The sequence below is a fragment of the Massilia cavernae genome, from assembly GCF_003590855.1.
GTDB classification, from domain to species: Bacteria; Pseudomonadota; Gammaproteobacteria; order Burkholderiales; family Burkholderiaceae_D; genus Telluria_A; species Telluria_A cavernae.
The window spans coordinates 1-15,256 of record NZ_QYUP01000142.1 but is presented as its reverse complement, the minus strand read 5'-3'; the positions used below and the strand labels follow the sequence as shown (position 1 = coordinate 15,256).

Annotated in this window: 18 protein-coding genes; 14 read left to right on the top strand and 4 right to left on the bottom strand. The window is 65.1% G+C overall.

Going from position 1 to position 15,256, the window contains the following annotated elements:
• From D3872_RS18405 to D3872_RS18355, 11 genes are all read left to right on the top strand, one after another.
• A partial coding sequence (locus tag D3872_RS18405; protein WP_119812177.1) for a DUF4080 domain-containing protein occupies positions 1 to 818 on the top strand: 818 nt, incomplete at its 5' end.
• Positions 819 to 873: 55 nt separating this feature from the next.
• Positions 874 to 2,004 carry an MlaE family ABC transporter permease gene (locus D3872_RS18400; RefSeq protein WP_119812173.1) on the top strand — a complete coding sequence of 377 codons (1,131 nt, stop codon included), beginning with the start codon at positions 874 to 876 and terminating at the stop codon, positions 2,002 to 2,004.
• A 38-nt stretch (positions 2,005 to 2,042) separates the two neighbouring features.
• Entirely contained in the window at positions 2,043 to 2,858 is an 816-nt protein-coding gene (locus D3872_RS18395; RefSeq protein WP_229459403.1) for an ABC transporter ATP-binding protein, read from the top strand.
• A 2-nt stretch (positions 2,859 to 2,860) separates the two neighbouring features.
• Positions 2,861 to 3,820 carry an MlaD family protein gene (locus tag D3872_RS18390; protein WP_119812171.1) on the top strand — a complete coding sequence of 320 codons (960 nt, stop codon included), beginning with the start codon at positions 2,861 to 2,863 and terminating at the stop codon, positions 3,818 to 3,820.
• 8 nt (positions 3,821 to 3,828) lie between these two features.
• Positions 3,829 to 4,467, top strand: coding sequence for an ABC-type transport auxiliary lipoprotein family protein (locus D3872_RS18385; RefSeq protein ID WP_229459402.1), 639 nt, complete (start codon positions 3,829 to 3,831; stop codon positions 4,465 to 4,467).
• The gene (locus D3872_RS18380) at positions 4,464 to 5,588 is read left to right on the top strand and encodes a VanZ family protein (protein WP_119812169.1); all 1,125 of its coding nucleotides are present in this window, start codon (positions 4,464 to 4,466) and stop codon (positions 5,586 to 5,588) included. The genes D3872_RS18385 and D3872_RS18380 overlap by 4 nt, the downstream gene beginning before the upstream one ends.
• Before the next feature lie 55 nt (positions 5,589 to 5,643).
• Positions 5,644 to 5,961, top strand: coding sequence for a (2Fe-2S) ferredoxin domain-containing protein (locus D3872_RS18375; protein WP_119812168.1), 318 nt, complete (start codon positions 5,644 to 5,646; stop codon positions 5,959 to 5,961).
• 7 nt (positions 5,962 to 5,968) lie between these two features.
• Positions 5,969 to 6,613 (top strand): alpha/beta hydrolase, encoded by a 645-nt coding sequence (locus D3872_RS18370; RefSeq protein ID WP_370660977.1) that lies wholly within the window; start codon positions 5,969 to 5,971, stop codon positions 6,611 to 6,613.
• 60 nt (positions 6,614 to 6,673) lie between these two features.
• Positions 6,674 to 7,819 carry a D-alanyl-D-alanine carboxypeptidase family protein gene (locus D3872_RS18365; protein ID WP_119812167.1) on the top strand — a complete coding sequence of 382 codons (1,146 nt, stop codon included), beginning with the start codon at positions 6,674 to 6,676 and terminating at the stop codon, positions 7,817 to 7,819.
• Between the two features lie 129 nt (positions 7,820 to 7,948).
• On the top strand, positions 7,949 to 8,875 hold the full coding sequence (locus tag D3872_RS18360; RefSeq protein ID WP_119812166.1) for an aldo/keto reductase: 927 nt from the start codon (positions 7,949 to 7,951) through the stop codon (positions 8,873 to 8,875).
• Positions 8,875 to 9,165 (top strand): metal-sensitive transcriptional regulator, encoded by a 291-nt coding sequence (locus tag D3872_RS18355; RefSeq protein WP_119812165.1) that lies wholly within the window; start codon positions 8,875 to 8,877, stop codon positions 9,163 to 9,165. Before D3872_RS18360 ends, D3872_RS18355 begins: the two co-directional genes overlap by 1 nt.
• 3 nt (positions 9,166 to 9,168) lie before the next feature.
• Here D3872_RS18355 and pssA read toward each other — a convergent pair whose 3' ends face one another.
• Positions 9,169 to 9,963 (bottom strand): CDP-diacylglycerol--serine O-phosphatidyltransferase, encoded by a 795-nt coding sequence (gene pssA, locus D3872_RS18350; protein WP_119812164.1) that lies wholly within the window; start codon positions 9,961 to 9,963, stop codon positions 9,169 to 9,171.
• Positions 9,964 to 10,071: 108 nt separating this feature from the next.
• On the opposite strand from pssA, the gene D3872_RS18345 reads away from it, so the two are divergent.
• Together D3872_RS18345 and D3872_RS18340 are read left to right on the top strand one after the other, a co-directional pair.
• Positions 10,072 to 11,034, top strand: a complete 963-nt coding sequence (locus tag D3872_RS18345) for a CAP domain-containing protein (protein WP_119812163.1) — start codon at positions 10,072 to 10,074, stop codon at positions 11,032 to 11,034.
• Positions 11,035 to 11,127: 93 nt separating this feature from the next.
• On the top strand, positions 11,128 to 11,736 hold the full coding sequence (locus tag D3872_RS18340) for an Hpt domain-containing protein (protein WP_119812162.1): 609 nt from the start codon (positions 11,128 to 11,130) through the stop codon (positions 11,734 to 11,736).
• A gap of 11 nt (positions 11,737 to 11,747) precedes the next feature.
• Here D3872_RS18340 and D3872_RS18335 read toward each other — a convergent pair whose 3' ends face one another.
• A complete protein-coding gene (locus tag D3872_RS18335; RefSeq protein WP_119812161.1) occupies positions 11,748 to 11,933 on the bottom strand; it encodes a hypothetical protein in 186 nt (61 codons plus the stop codon).
• Between the two features lie 375 nt (positions 11,934 to 12,308).
• On the opposite strand from D3872_RS18335, the gene D3872_RS18330 reads away from it, so the two are divergent.
• Positions 12,309 to 13,262, top strand: a complete 954-nt coding sequence (locus D3872_RS18330; protein WP_229459401.1) for an alpha/beta hydrolase — start codon at positions 12,309 to 12,311, stop codon at positions 13,260 to 13,262.
• Here D3872_RS18330 and D3872_RS18325 read toward each other — a convergent pair.
• Positions 13,259 to 13,816 (bottom strand): DUF1439 domain-containing protein, encoded by a 558-nt coding sequence (locus D3872_RS18325; RefSeq protein ID WP_119812174.1) that lies wholly within the window; start codon positions 13,814 to 13,816, stop codon positions 13,259 to 13,261. The two genes, D3872_RS18330 and D3872_RS18325, sit on opposite strands and share 4 nt — an antisense overlap.
• Before the next feature lie 10 nt (positions 13,817 to 13,826).
• Complete coding sequence (locus tag D3872_RS18320) at positions 13,827 to 15,107, bottom strand: RNA polymerase sigma factor (RefSeq protein WP_119812160.1); 1,281 nt, start codon at positions 15,105 to 15,107, stop codon at positions 13,827 to 13,829.
• Positions 15,108 to 15,256: the final 149 nt, after the last annotated feature.

Sequence of the window (15,256 nt, the reverse complement as noted above, 5' to 3'; positions counted from 1 at the left end):
GCCTGAAGATCATGCAGTTCTTCCTGGATAAGATCGAGGCGAACCCGGACGACCCGGTCTACGCCCACTTCGAGCTGGTGCCCGACCACCTGCCCGAAGCCCTGAAGGAAACGATCGCCAAATTCCCGCCCGGCGCGCTGCAGTTCGAAATCGGTATCCAGAGCTTCAACCCTGAGGTGCAGACCCTGGTGAGCCGCCGCCAGGACAACGACAAGGCTGCCGACAACATCCGCTGGCTGACCACCCAGTCGCACGCCCACCTGCACGTCGACCTGATCGCCGGCCTGCCCGGTGAGGACGTCGCCAGTTTCGCGCGCGGCTTCGACCACCTCGTGTCGCTCAAGCCCCACGAGATCCAGTTCGGCATCCTGAAGCGCCTGCGCGGCACGCCGATCATCCGCCACACGCCGGAATTCGGCATGGTATACGACCCGTACGCACCGTACACGATCCTGGCCAACAAGGATGTCGACTTCCCGGCCATGCAACGCCTGGTCCGTTTCGCGCGCTACTGGGACCTGGTGGCCAACTCCGGCCGCTTCGCCAACACCATCGAGCGCATGCTGGGCGATTCCCCGTTCGAGAACTTCATGGCCTTCTCGGACTGGATCTACACCAAGACCGACGCCACCCACCGCATCGCGCTGGAAAAACTGGCCAAGCTGGTTGCCGAATGGCTGCAGGTGCAGGGCATGAGCCGCCTTGACGCCACCGAGCTGGTCGCCAGCGACTACGCCGGCCGCGTCGACAGCCCCGCCGAAAAGCAGGCGCCCACGGTCGTCGCCCCAGTGCGCCAGGCCCGCCACCTGGCCGCCTGAAGCACTGTAGAGAACAGCGGTAGCGAGCATTGCGAAAGTCTTTTACACTGGCGCAATGATTGAAAATGCGCCAACATTGACTATTGACAACGCCAGCGGCGGCGCGGCGCAGACCGTGGTCGCCTCCGGCATCTGGCAAGTCCATGCATTGGCGCAATGCGGCGCGATCAAGAAGATCTCCGCGATGCTCAAATCGCTCGACAACACCCCCGGCATCGAATGGGACCTGACGTCGATCATGAGCATCGACCACATTGGCGCCCAGATGTTCTGGAACGCCTGGGGCAAGAAGCGCCCCGCCGCGCTGAAGCTGGCGCCGCGCCAGGAAGCCCTGTTCGCGCGCCTCGAATCGGCCAACGAACTCAAGCTCCCACGCTCGCGCCGCAGCCACCTTACCTGGGTGATGGTGCTGGGCTTTTCGATCCTGTCCTTCATCGAGCACGTGCACGGGTTCGTGCGCCTGATCGGCCAGGTGGTGCAGGATATCTGGCGCTTCATCCGCCACCCGATGACCGGGCCGTGGCGCGAAGTGTCCGCCAATATATTTCACTCCGGCTTCCAGGCGCTGGGAATTACCGCACTGGTCGGATTTTTGATCGGGGTTGTGCTGTCCTACCTGTCGGCGCAGCAGCTGCGCATGTTCGGCGGCGACATGTACATCGTAAATATCCTCGGCATGAGCGTGATCCGCGAGCTCGGCCCCCTGCTGGCGGCGATCCTGGTGGCCGGCCGCTCCGGCTCGTCGATCACGGCGCAGCTGGGCGTCATGCGCGTCACCGAGGAACTCGACGCGATGCTGGTGATGGGCATCTCGCACGGCTACCGCCTGATCATGCCGAAGGTGATCGCGCTCGCCATCTCGATGCCGCTGCTGGTGGTCTGGACCGACGCGATGGCTCTCCTCGGCGGCATGGCCTCGGCGATGGTGGAGCTGAACCTGTCGCCGCGCTACTTCATCCAGAAGCTGCCGGACGCGGTGCCGCTGGTGAACTACACCATCGGCCTGCTGAAAGGCGCCACCTTCGGCGTACTGATCGCGCTGGTGTCCTGCCACTTCGGCCTGCGCATCAAGCCGAACACCGAAAGCCTCGGCCGCGGCACCACCACCTCGGTGGTCACCGCCATCACGGTGGTGATCCTGGCCGACGCGGTATATGCGATCATCTTCAGCGGCGTGGGGTTCTGATGGAACAGGTCAAGCCGGCGTCGAACCAGCTGTTGAACATGCCGCCGGAGGAAGACGTCGGCGATCCGGTGGTGCGCATCCAAGGCCTGCGCACCCAGTTCGGCAAGACGGTGGTGCACCAGGACCTCGACCTCGACATCTACACGGGCGAGATCCTCAGCATCGTCGGCGGCTCCGGCACCGGCAAGACCGTGCTGCTGCGCCAGATGCTGGGCCTGGAAACGCCGGCCAAAGGCTCGGTGCGCGTGTTCGGCGAAGACATCAGCGAGGCCGGCGCCAAGCAGCTGCAGCGCATGCGCAACCACTGGGGCATGCTGTTCCAGCAGGGCGCGATGTATTCGGCGCTGACGGTGTTCGACAATATCGCGCAGCCGATGCGCGAGTTGCGCGCGCTGCCGGAAGAAGTGATCCGCGACGCGGTGCTGCTGAAGATGGACATGGTGGGCCTCGGTATCGAGCACGCCAACAAGATGCCGGCCGACCTGTCGGGCGGGATGGTCAAGCGCGCATCGCTGGCGCGCGCGCTGGCGCTCGAACCGCAGCTGCTGTTCCTGGACGAGCCCACCGCGGGCCTCGACCCCGACCTGTCGGACGCCTTCGTGGCGTTGATCCGGTCGCTGCACAATGAACTGGGGCTGACGGTGGTGATGGTCACCCACGACCTCGACACCCTGTTCGCGCTGTCGTCGCGGATTGCGGTGCTGGCCGAAAAACACGTCATCGCGATCGGTCCGCCGCGCGATGTACTCAAGGTGGAGCATCCGTTCATCGAACAATTTTTCCTGGGAGCGCGCGGACAGCGGGCGCTGGAAGTACTCGACGAGCGGCCCGCCGCCAACGAAACGGAGGACTGAATATGGAAAACAGATCGCACGCATTAATGACAGGCTTCTTCACCATCGCACTGGTGATCGCGGCCATCATGGTGGGCCTCTGGCTGAACCGCGACAAGGTCGAATGGGTGTCGTACCAGATCGCCACGACCCACTCAATCCCGGGCCTGAACCCGCAGGCGGCGGTGCGCTACCGCGGCCTGGAAGTCGGCAAGGTCGACGACATCAGCTTCGACTCCGCCGTATCGGGCCGCATCATGATCCGCCTGTCGGTCGACCCGGAGGCGCCGGTCACCACCACCACCTTCGCCTCGCTCGGCTACCAGGGCGTGACCGGCATCGCCTTCATCCAGCTCGACGACGACAAGACCGGCTCGCCGCTGCTGAAAACCAGCGACGACCGCCCCGCCGTGATTCCGCTGCGCCCTGGCTTCCTCGACCAGCTGGAAAAGCGCGGCGTGGTCATCCTCGAAAAAACCGAGGAGCTGATGACGCGCGCCGACAACCTGCTCAGCCCCGCCAACCAGAAGGTCATGCTGGCGGCGTTCGAAAACATCAGCAAGACCGCCGAAGCCTACGGCGAAATCCCGAAACAGCTGGAGCCGACGCTGGCGCGCCTGCCCGGCCTGACCCGCAGGGCCGAGGACAGCATGGCCTCGTTTAACGAGCTGTCGGCCAGCGCCAGCAGCATGACCCGCAACTTCGACCAGTTGGCCACCTCGCTGCAGGCGCCGGACGGCCCGATCGCGCGCCTGAACACCACCGTCGACCGCGTGGGCGGCTCGCTCGAAGCGGTGACCAACGACCTCGAGCTGCAAACCCTGCCCCACCTGGTGGCGATGACCGACGAGGCCCGCACCTCGTTGCGCGCCGTGCGCCGCACCGCGACCAGCCTGACCGACCGGCCGCAAAGCATCCTGTTCGGCGCGCCAAACGGCGAGCCCGGCCCGGGCGAACCAGGCTTCTCAGCACCGACCAAATGAGGACCAACGTGAACCACACCACCCACCACACCCTCGCGCGGCTGCTGATGGCCGCCACGCTCGGCGCCGCCGTGCTACTGGCCGGCTGCTCGTCCACCTCGCGCAACCCTGGCAATGCGACCTACGACTTCGGCCCGGCAACGGCCCCGGTGCCGACCACCGCTGCCTTCGCGCCGCTGCCCGCGGTCGTGGTCACCGACATCACAGGCGTGGCCGCCCTCGACAGCGAGCGCATGTTCTACCGCCTTAACTACGCCGACCCGCTGCGCACGCGCAGCTACGCCAACAGCCGCTGGGCCAGCACGCCGCTCAGCATGGTCACCCAGCGCATCAAGTCGCGCATCGCGCAATCCGGCGCCAAGGTGCTGACGCCGACCGACGCCTCCACCGGCGTGCCTATCCTGCGCATGGAAATCGACGACTTCACGCACGCCTTCGACAGCCAGGCCCAGAGCTTCGGCCAGATCGTGCTGCGCGCCTCGCTGTTCCAGGGCCACAAGCTGATCGACCAGCGCACCTTCGACCGCAAGACCAGCGCCGGCAGCGCCGACGCCGGCGGCGGGGCCAGCGCGCTGGCCGCGGCCACCGACGCCGCCGCCGCCGACATGATCGCCTGGCTGGCCACGCTGCAGGTGCCGCGACAATGACCGAAGCCGACGCGCCAGCGCCCAAACGAGGTTCCGCCGTCGCGCGCGCCTCGCTGCTGGCTTACCTGCTGCTGATCGTCTACGCCAGCTGGTACCCGTTCTCGGGCTGGCGCGGCAGCGGCCTGTCGCCCTTCATCTTCCTCCACCTGAACATGCCGCAGTACTGGACGGCGTTCGACGTGGTGGTCAACATCGTCGGCTACATCCCGTTCGGCATGCTGCTCGCGCTGTCGGTGTACCCGCGCATCCAGGGCATCTGGGCGGTCCTGCTGTCCGCCATCCTGGGCGTGCTGGCGTCGGGCACGATGGAAGCGGTGCAGACCTACCTGCCAAGCCGGGTGCCGTCCAACCTCGACCTGCTGACCAATTCGGCCGGCTGCCTGGTGGGCGCCGTGATCGGGGCACTCGGCGCGCGCACCTATCTCGACGAGAGCCGCCTGTACCGCCTGCGCCAGCGCCTGTTCGCGCCGCACGCCAGCCAGGGCCTGGTGCTGCTGGCCCTGTGGCCGCTGGCCCAGATCTATCCGCAGCCCTACCTGTTCGGACACGGACAGGTGCTGCCGATCCTGTCCAACTGGCTGTCGCGGCTGCTGGACGCCAATATCGACCTGGTCGCCCTGCTGCGCCCTGGGGCGGCGATGAGCGTGGAGCAGTACTGGCTGTCGGAGACCATCATCACCGCCTGCGGCATGACCGGGGCTCTGCTCACCATGCTGTGCATCGCCCGCCGCGGCGCCGCGCGCGTCGCCCTGGTGGCGGCGCTGATACTGGCGGCGCTGGCCGTCAAGGCGCTGGCGACCTCGCTGTTCTTTTCGCCTTCGAACGCCTTCGTGTGGATCACGCCGGGCGCCCAGGGCGGCTTCCTGATCGGCCTGATCATGGTGTCTGGCCTCGCCTTCGCGCCGCATGTGGCGCAGCGCCGGCTGGCGGCGGTGACGCTGATCCTCAGCCTGCTGGTCGTCAATACGATCCCGGTCAACCCCTATTTCAGCGCCACGCTGCAGGGCTGGATGCAAGGGAAGTTCCTGAACTTCAACGGCGCGGCCCAGTTCCTCTCCCTGATGTGGCCGTTTTTTGCGCTCTGGTACCTCGTACTTCCATCGCATAAACTCAACCGTTAGCAAGAACGCGTATCATTACTGCTTACGCATTCCCGCACGACAACAAACGAACACCATGAGCGATCAACCATTTTTTGAACACCACGTCTTCTTCTGCATGAACACGCGTGAAGACGGCCGCCGCTGCTGCGGCGAACACGGCGCACAAGCGGCGCAGCAGCACGCCAAGAAACGCATCAAGCACATGAACATGAACGGCCCGGGCAAAATCCGGATCAACCAGGCCGGCTGCATGGACCGCTGCGAAGAAGGCCCGGTGCTGGTGGTCTACCCCGAAGGCACCTGGTACACCTACGTCGACACCACCGACATCGACGACATCATCGACACCCACCTGGTCGGCGGCAAGGTCGTCGAACGCCTCAAGATCTGAGGCGCCGATGTTGAACAAGTTCTCGAAGCGATTCACCCTGATGGGCAAGGCAGGCCAGATGGAATGCCTGCTCGACATACCCGAAGGCCCGGCGCGCGGCATCGCCCTGGTGGCGCACCCGCACCCGCTGTACGGCGGCACCATGGAAAACAAGGTCACCCAGACCCTGGCGCGTACCTTCGTGACGCTCAACTACGTGGTGGCGCGCTTCAACTTCCGCGGCGTGGGCGCCTCGGAAGGCGTGCATGACCACGGCGTCGGCGAGACCGACGACATGCAGCTCATGCTCGAACACATGCAGGCGAACTATCCCAACCTGCCGGTCGCGCTGGCCGGTTTCTCGTTCGGCACCTTCGTGCAGGCCTCGCTGTACCAGCGCCTGCTGGCCGAGGGTAAGCCGATCGATCGCATGGTGCTGGTCGGCACCGCCGCCGGCAAGTGGCCGGTGCCGGAAGTTCCGCAGGACAGCATCATCATCCATGGCGAACAGGACGAGACGATCACAATGACCCAGGTGTTTGACTGGGCCCGCCCGCAGGACCTGCCGGTGGTCATCATTCCCGGCGCGGACCACTTTTTCCACCGCAAGCTTGGCCACATCAAGAACCTCGTCATCCAATTGTGGCGCAAGGACGGCGCGAGCGAAGCGTAAGGCTATAATTAGCGGCCTCTGCAATTCACATGCAATTCACACTTAAAAGCTTTCATCTCCATGAAAAAACTGTTCACGGCACTTGCTGCCAGCCTCATCCTCATTTCCGCTGCGCACGCGCAGTCCGTCCCGCCGCCGACCATCGCCGCACGTTCGTGGACCCTGCTGGACGCCACCAGCGGCCAGGTCATCGCAGCGCAAGACCAGAACTCACGCATCGAGCCGGCCTCGCTGACCAAGATCATGACCGCCTACGTCACCTTCGGCGCCATCCGCGACAAGAAGCTCACGCTCGAGCAGATGGTCAACGTCTCGGTGCGTGCATGGAAAGTAGACGCCAGCAGCTCGAAAATGTTCATCGATCCCGCGGTGCCGGTCAGCGTCAACGACCTGCTGCACGGCTTGATGGTCCAGTCCGGTAACGACGCCGCCGTCGCCCTGGCCGAAGCCGTCGCCGGCGACGAAGGCACCTTCGTCGTCCTGATGAACCGCGAAGCGCAGCGCATGGGCCTGAAGTCGACCAAGTTCGCCAACCCGCACGGCCTGCCGAGCCCGGACAACTACTCGACCGCGAGCGACCTGGCGATCCTGGCCTCGCGCGTGATCAACGACTTCCCGCAGTTCTACAAGATCGACTCGGTCAAGCAGTTCACCTACAACAAGATCACCCAGCAGAACCGCAACCGCCTGCTGTGGCTGGACCCGACCGTCGACGGCATGAAGACCGGCCACACCGACAGCTCCGGCTACTCGATGATCGCCTCGGCGCGCCGTCCGAGCGGCGCCATCCAGCGCCGCCTGATTTCGGTGGTGGTCGGCACCAACTCGGACCAGACCCGCACGCAGGAAAGCCAGAAGCTGCTGAACTGGGGCTTCCAGAACTTCGACACGGTCAAGCTGTACTCGAAGGGCCAGGCGATCCAGACCCCGCAGGTGTGGAAGGGTTCGCAGGGTACCGTCAAGATCGGCTTCACCAACGACGTGATGGTGACGATTCCGAAGGGCGTGGCAGGCAAGCTGAAGCCTGTGCTCGAGCGCAAGGACCCGCTGGTCGCGCCGCTGCCGCTGCACAGCCGTGTGGGGACGCTGAAGATGGTCGTCGACGGCAAGCCGCTGATGCAGCTGCCGGTCGTGGCGCTGGAAGAAGTGACGGAAGCCTCGATCTTCGGCCGCGCATGGGACTCGCTGCGCCTGTGGTTGAAGTAAAAATATCTAGAAACACGTAGGGCGGATAAGCGAAGCGCATCCGCCATTGCATGCGTCAACGCGGCGCGTGCATGGCGGATGCGCCCTGCTTATCCGCCCTACGTCCATCTGCATCTTAAAAGGTAAAACATGTCCGCAATCCTCCCCACCGACCTGCACTGCCCCCGCATCCAAATGTCCCCCGCCGGCCCCGAGCTGTCGCGCATCGTGGCCGGCATGTGGCGCATGACGGAATGGGGCATGTCCGTCGACCAGCGCATCGACTTCATCGAACAGTGCATCGACCTCGGCGTCACCACCTTCGACCACGCGGACATCTACGGCAGCTACGGCGTCGAAGGCCAGTTCGGCGAAGCCCTCGGCCGCAAGCCTTCCCTGCGCGACCAGATGCAGCTGGTCAGCAAATGCGGCATCAAGCTGGTCGCGCCCCAGCGCCCCCAGCACAGCATCCAGCACTACGACACCAGCGCCAGCCACATCATCGGCTCGGTCGAGGAATCGCTGCGCCAGTTGCGCACCGACCGCCTCGACCTGCTGCTGATCCATCGTCCCGACCCGCTGATGGACTTCGACGAAGTGGCGGACGCCTTTAGCAGCTTGCGCAAAGCCGGCAAGGTGCTGCACTTCGGCGTGTCCAATTTCAGCCGGCACCAGTTCGAGGCCCTGAACCGCCGCATCGCGCTGGCCACCAACCAGGTCGAGTTCTCGCCGCTGCACACGGCGCCGATGTTCGATGAAACCTTCGACGGCCTGCAGGACCTGGGCATCGCGCCGATGGCCTGGTCGCCGCTGGGCGGCGGCCGCCTGTTCAACGGCGGCGACGCCATCTCCGAGAACCTGCGCCGGGTCATCAAGGGCATCGCCGACGAACTGCAGCAGCCGTTCGCCAGCGTGGTGTTCGCGTGGATCATGCAGCTGCCGTGCCGCCCGGTGCCATTGACCGGCACCGGCCGCATCGAAGCCATTTCGGTGGCCGTGGCGGCGACCCGCTTCACGCTGAGCCGCAGCGACTGGTTCAGCATCCTGCGCGCGGCGCGCGGACACGAGGTGGCGTAATGAGTGACGAAGGCGCGTTGAGCGCGGCGCAGAAGAAGGACCTGATGCACCGCCTGGCGCGCGTGGAGGGCCAGCTGCGCGGGGTGCAGAAGCTGATCGCGATGGCGGAGACACCGACCGACTGCGACGCCGCGGCCCAGCAGATGTCGGCCGCGCGCAAGGCGCTCGACCGCTGCTTCGTCCAGCTGCTGGCCGGCGCCATCGTCACCCAGACCGGCAACGCGGCCGACCTGCCGGACGCCCGCGAGCGCGCTGCCCACCTCGCGGCCATGCTCGACAAGTTCGCCTGAGGGCTAGTCGCTGAACACCTTGGGCGGCGCAATGCCGCGCCACCCGGCACGCCAGCCGATGTTCAGCAGCAGCGTGAAGCTGATGTAGACCAGGAAGAACAGCACGAAGAACTTCATCTGCAGCCACACCAGCAGGGCGATGCAGACTGCGACCAGCACCATCAGCGTCTTGCTCAACTTCTGTTTCGAACTCGGAAAGCGCACGGTCGACACCATCAGCGCGCCGACCGCCACCATCAGCATCATCACCATCACCGACTGTAGCAAGGTGGCGGCGGCTTGCGGCCACGCGACCACCACCGAGGCCACGCAGGCCGCACCCGCCGTGATCGGCATGCCGACAAAGTACTGCGGGTCGGTGCGGCCGACGCTGACGTTGAAGCGCGCCAGCCGCAGCGCGCCGCACGCCACGAACAGGAAGCAGGCCAGCCCGCCCGCCCGCAGCAGGGTCGGATGGTCGGCGCCGAACTGGACGAAGCCATAGGTGTACAGCAGCAGCGCGGGCGCGCAGCCGAAGTTCATGACGTCGGCGATCGAGTCGAGCTGCACGCCGAATTCGGACGAGGTTCCGGTGGCGCGCGCCACGAAGCCGTCGAGCGCATCGAACACGCCGGCCAGCACCAGCAAGATCGCGGCGAGGCGGAAATTGGACGGGTCGCCGACGTGCGCGTTGTCGACCGTGACGACGATGCTGCCGAAGCCACAGGCGATCGACAGCAAGGTGACAAAACTCGGGAGCGCGAACTTGGCGCGCGCAAGGCGCTGCCGGCGTGTACGTTTTACATTCATGTTGGGCATTCTACAACGCGAGGATTTGGACCGCGATCCGCCTGAGAAAACAAAACTCACCAAATCTCAATTTGCCCTAAAATTAGGCACTTTTATGTATGCACAGGGAGTAATTGAATGAGTGTATTTGAACGTTGGCGAATTCACACGGCCAGCCTGGCTGCGGCACTGCTTCTCGCTGCCTGCGGCGGTGGCGGCGGCAGCGACGCGCCCGCGCAGCTTGCCACTCCGGATACGCCGACCAGCGTGGCACCGCAGGAGCCGGGCGCGCCCACGCTGACCAACAACATCGCCATGGACGGCATGAACTGGGTTAACTACCGGCGCGCCCAGGCCGGCCTGCCGGTGCTGACGCGGAACGAACTGATCGACCGTGCGGCCCAGGGCCATTCCGATTACCAGAAGACCAACAACACCATCACCCACGACCAGACGGCGGGCAAGCCCGGCTTTACCGGCGAGCGCCTGGGCGACCGCCTGACGGCGGCGGGCTACATCTTTGCCAACACCACCTATGCCCACGGCGAAGTGATTTCCGCCACCAGCAACAACTCCGGCTTCTACATGGTCGACGAGCTGATCGCAGCGATCTACCACCGCTTCGTGATTTTCGAGCCAAGGTTCCGCGAGATCGGCACCGGCGCGGCGACCACCAACGCGGGCTATACCTACTTCACCAGCGACTTCGCCACCCGCAATGGCTACGGTCCCGGCATCGGGCGCGGCAACCTCGTCACCTGGCCCGCGAATGACGCCACCGGCGTCGCCACCAACTTCTTCAGCGACTACGAGGCGCCCGATCCGGTTGCCGGCGTCAACGAAGTCGGCTACCCGGTCAGCGTGCATGCCGACATCGACGCCGTCATCACGGTGCAAAGCTTCACGATACGTCCGCGCGGCGGCGCCGACCTGGCGGTCAAGATGCTCAGGTCCGGCGAGGATCCGAACACCACCACCCGCTCGGCGGCCGCGATCGTGCCGCTGGCCGTGCTGCGGGCCAGGACGACCTACGACGTGACGTTCACCGGCACCGTCAGCCAGGCCGCGGTGAGCCGGACATGGTCATTCACCACCAGGTGATGTTTTTTGGGTTACAGGTGTAGGAAATCTGATATCGTACGCGCTGACTTGCTGAGCAAAGACCTACGGCGCGATGAAATACGAGAATTTCCCATGACGGAGGCTTCTGCCGCCGAGCAGTTCCGCGAGATTATCGACGTCAATGAAGGCGTCGAGCGCGTCATGGGCGACCGCGACCTGTACGCACGCATGCTGCGCCGCTTCCGCAAGGACTACATCAACGGCGACCAGCCGATCCGCGCCGCGCTCAACGATGGCGAAGCGGGCCTCGCGCACCGCCTGTCGCATACCATCAAGGGTGCCGCCGGCATGATAGGCGCGCGCCGGCTGCACCAGCACGCGGCCGACCTGGAAACCGCGCTGCGCACCGGCAACGGCAGCGAATCGGCCAACCTGGAAAAACTGGCGCCGGCGCTGGCCGACGTGCTGTGGGCCATCGACGGCATCCTCGACGATGCGCCAGGCGTCCCGCCCCACCTGTTGCCCGGCGGCCAGCCAATGGCAGATCCGGCAGTGCTGACGCACCTGCTGAATTTGTTGGCAAACGGGGATGGTGCGGCGATCGACTTGCTGGAGGAGTTCGAGGCTACGTTGCGGGCGATCCTGGGCGACTCCCGCTTTGGCGAGGTGTCAGGTGCAGCCAACGAGTTCGATTACGAGAGTGCGCTGTCGGCCTTGCGCCGCCAGCCGGGCGGTTTCTAGCCGGGGCCCGGTCAGCGCGTATATTCCGCTTCCTCGTCGAACGAATCCGCGCAGCTCTTGCCGCAAAAGCGGCGCACGCTGTCGAGCGGCTTTTCACAATACCAGCACGATCCTTTCGCAGGCAGGCTCTGGCGCGCGCAGGGGGGTACCAGTCGCGGCGGGGCGGGCAGCTCGACGCTGCCGTCCTTCTCCGGCAAATTCTCCTGTATCGTTCCCAAGATTCCCCCCCTTCGCAGGCAGTACACCAAAGTTTCATACAGCAAGATTACTCAGCTGGAACACCCGGGCAATGAGAATCCTCAAGCGCGGAAACATTGGCCAAAAGAAGGTTGACCGCCGCCGGAATCGCACAAAAGCGCCCTGCGGAATCATTCAAGCCCCCTGGAATGCGACACGAACTTGCATTTCTACAACGCAAAGCCGGGTTTCCCCGGCTAGGATTCGCGTTGACGGGCTGTGCCATCGGCTACCTCAGCTGCATAAATAATAGCAGCAATCTCCGCGTGGTAAACCCTTAGTCGAACTATCTCCAAGGTATTTTTTTGCTGCTTCTTTCCAGGAAAGATGCGAGGATGCAACTGACACAGACCATGTATTTCCTGTTTATGCTGAGCATGCTTGCCGCCTGCTCGGATCGCTCCGGCGCGGCCCTGCGCCAAGCCGCGGAAGGCGCGCCGCGCCCCTACTCCCTCGAAGATACCGAAGTGCGCGACATCCGCGCCAGGGCCCTCGGCCGCGACTACCAGCTGTTCATCGGCCTGCCGCGCGACTACGCCGCAAGCACCCGCAAGTACCCAGTGTTGTTCGTTACCGACGCGACGTATGCATTTCCGCTGATCCGCAGCATTACCAAGCGGGTGCGCAACGGCGGCGAGGATTTGGAGGAGTTCATCCTGGTCGGGCTGTCGTATGCGAACGGCGAAACGCCCGAATACAGCCGCCGCCGCGACTACACGCCGACGCCAAACGGCGACAAGGAAGCGCCGACCGGCATGCCGGGGCGAGCGCCAGTGTATGGCGAGGCCGAGGGCTACCGCAGGTTCATCGCGGAGGAGGTTTTCCCCTTGATTGAACAGAACTACCGGGCCGACATGCGGCGCACGATCTATGCTGGGCATTCTTACGGTGGGCTGTTCGGGCTGCACATCCTGTTCACCGATCCGACCATGTTCGAGAAATACATCATCGGCAGTCCGTCGCTGTGGTTCGACCGGCGCGTGGCGTTTTCGGCAGAGCGCAGTTATGCGCGGGGGCATACCGACCTGCCGGCCAGGGTGTTCATGGGGGTGGCGTCGTACGAGACGCTCAATTTCAGCTCGGGCGACAAGCGGTATAACAAGTCGGTCGACATGGTGCGCGATTTGCAGTCGCTGGAACACCTGCTCGATTCGCGCAGTTATCCGGGACTGGAGGTGCAGACCACCATCATCAATGACGAGGATCACCTGACTGTTTTTCCGGCGTTGATTACGCGGGGGCTGAAGTGGGCGCTGCCGGCGCGGAGGTCGCGGGAGGGTGTGAACTAGCGGGCGGGTTCTAGCGTCACTACCAGCGCATCGCGCGTCACCGCTATCCCCCGCGGCACGAACTGAACGCCCGCATACCGCAAATCCTCCGGCTTGAGACTGTACATCGGCATATCCCGCAGCGTCTGGTCCACCAGCAGGTTGGCCACCTTGGCCATCTGCCGCTGGCGCAAATCATCCATGCCACCGATCGCCACGCGGTCCACCCGCGGCTCCACCATGTACACCGCTCCGCGCGCCGCATCGAGCCGCAGCCCACCCGACATCGCGATGGTGCCCGTCCACGACTTGCGCAAGAACGGCGGCGCCACCGCCGCATCCATCGTCAGCGCAATGCGGCTGGTATCGGGAATCAGCGCCAACTGCGGACGCGTAAGCTGGATCTCGAACAGTTCGAGCATCCGGTTATTCAGCGGGAAGCGGCGGTCGATGCTGGCCTGAAGCTTGTGCAGCGGCAGTTCGACCTGGCGCGGACCGAGGATGCCGGCGCAGGACGCAAGCAGCGCACCTGCTCCAACCGCCGCGGCGGCGCGGAGGAAGCTTGTTCTTTTCATGATCAAAACCTTAGCACAATTCGCCAGGCTCACGCGTGCAGTCACGGGCGCGCGCCAGCAGCAGATCGCGTTCGCGCGTATTGTGGGTCAGGGACGCCGCGCGCTCGAATTCCGCTTTCGCTTCGCCGTAGCGTCCCAGCTTGGCCAGCAGGTCGCCGCGCACGCTGGGCAGCAGATGGTAGTGCTTCAGCTGCGGTTCGGCCATCAGGCGGTCGGCCAGGTCGAGGCCGGACTCCGGCCCGTAGGCCATCGAGATCACCACCGCGCGGTTCAGCTCCACCACGGGAGATGGCGTCAGCTGCGCCAGCGCGTCGTACAGGGCTGCGATGCGCAGCCAGTCGGTATCGCCGGGAGTGATGGCGCGCGCATGGCAGGCGGCGATGGCGGCCTGCAAGCCGTACGGCCCGTAGCCGCCGCCCGCCAGCGCCGCCCGTTCCAGGGCCGCCAGCCCGCGCCGGATCAGCAGCTGGTCCCAGCGCGAGCGGTCCTGGTCCATCAGCAGCACCGGTTCGCCTTTCGGGCCGGTGCGCGCGCGGGTACGCGAGGACTGGATTTCCATCAGCGCCACCAGCCCGTGCACCTCGCCCTCGGCGGGCATGCGCGCGGCCAGGATGCGCCCAAGCCGCAGCGCCTCCTCGCACAGGCTTGGGCGCAGCCAGTCGTCGCCGGCACTGGCGGAATAGCCTTCATTGAAAATCAGGTAGATCACCTGCACCACGGAACCGAGGCGCTCCTTCAGTTCCCATGGGGCGGGCACCTCGAACGGCACGCGCGCTTCGGACAGGGTGCGTTTGGCGCGCACGATGCGCTGCGCGATGGTGGGTTCGGTGGCCAGGAAGGCACGCGCGATTTCCTCGGTACTCAAGCCGCCCAGTATGCGCAGGGCCAGCGCCACCCTTGCCTCGGTCGACAGCACCGGGTGGCAGCAGACGAACAGCAGCCGCAGCGTGTCGTCGCCAAAATCGTCGGCCACGGCGGCTTCCAGGTCGGGCGCCGCGTCCTGCAGCTGCCCTTCGATTTCGTAGGTGAGTTCCGCTTCCTTGGACTGGTGCAGCTTCGCATGGCGCAGGTGGTCGAGCGCGCGGTTCTTTGCAACCGCCATCAGCCACGCGGCCGGATTATCGGGAATGCCGGACTCCGGCCAGCGTTCGAGCGCGCTGACCAGGGCGTCTTGCGCCAGCTCCTCGGCCAGGCCCACGTCGCGCAGCATGCGTGCCAGCGCGCCGATGATCCTGGCCGATTCGATGCGCCAGACGCCTTCGATAACGCGATGCGTTTTCTGCTTCGTCATCGAAGCCCTTCGCTAGCGCCAGGCAGGCGCGCCTGCTGCCAGATGCTCGCGCATCCCGGATTCGAGCTGCGCATGTCGCATGCGGTCTTCCGCTTCGCGCAGCTTGGGCGTGAACGCCGGGTCGAGGTCATCCAGTTCGTACAGCGGAC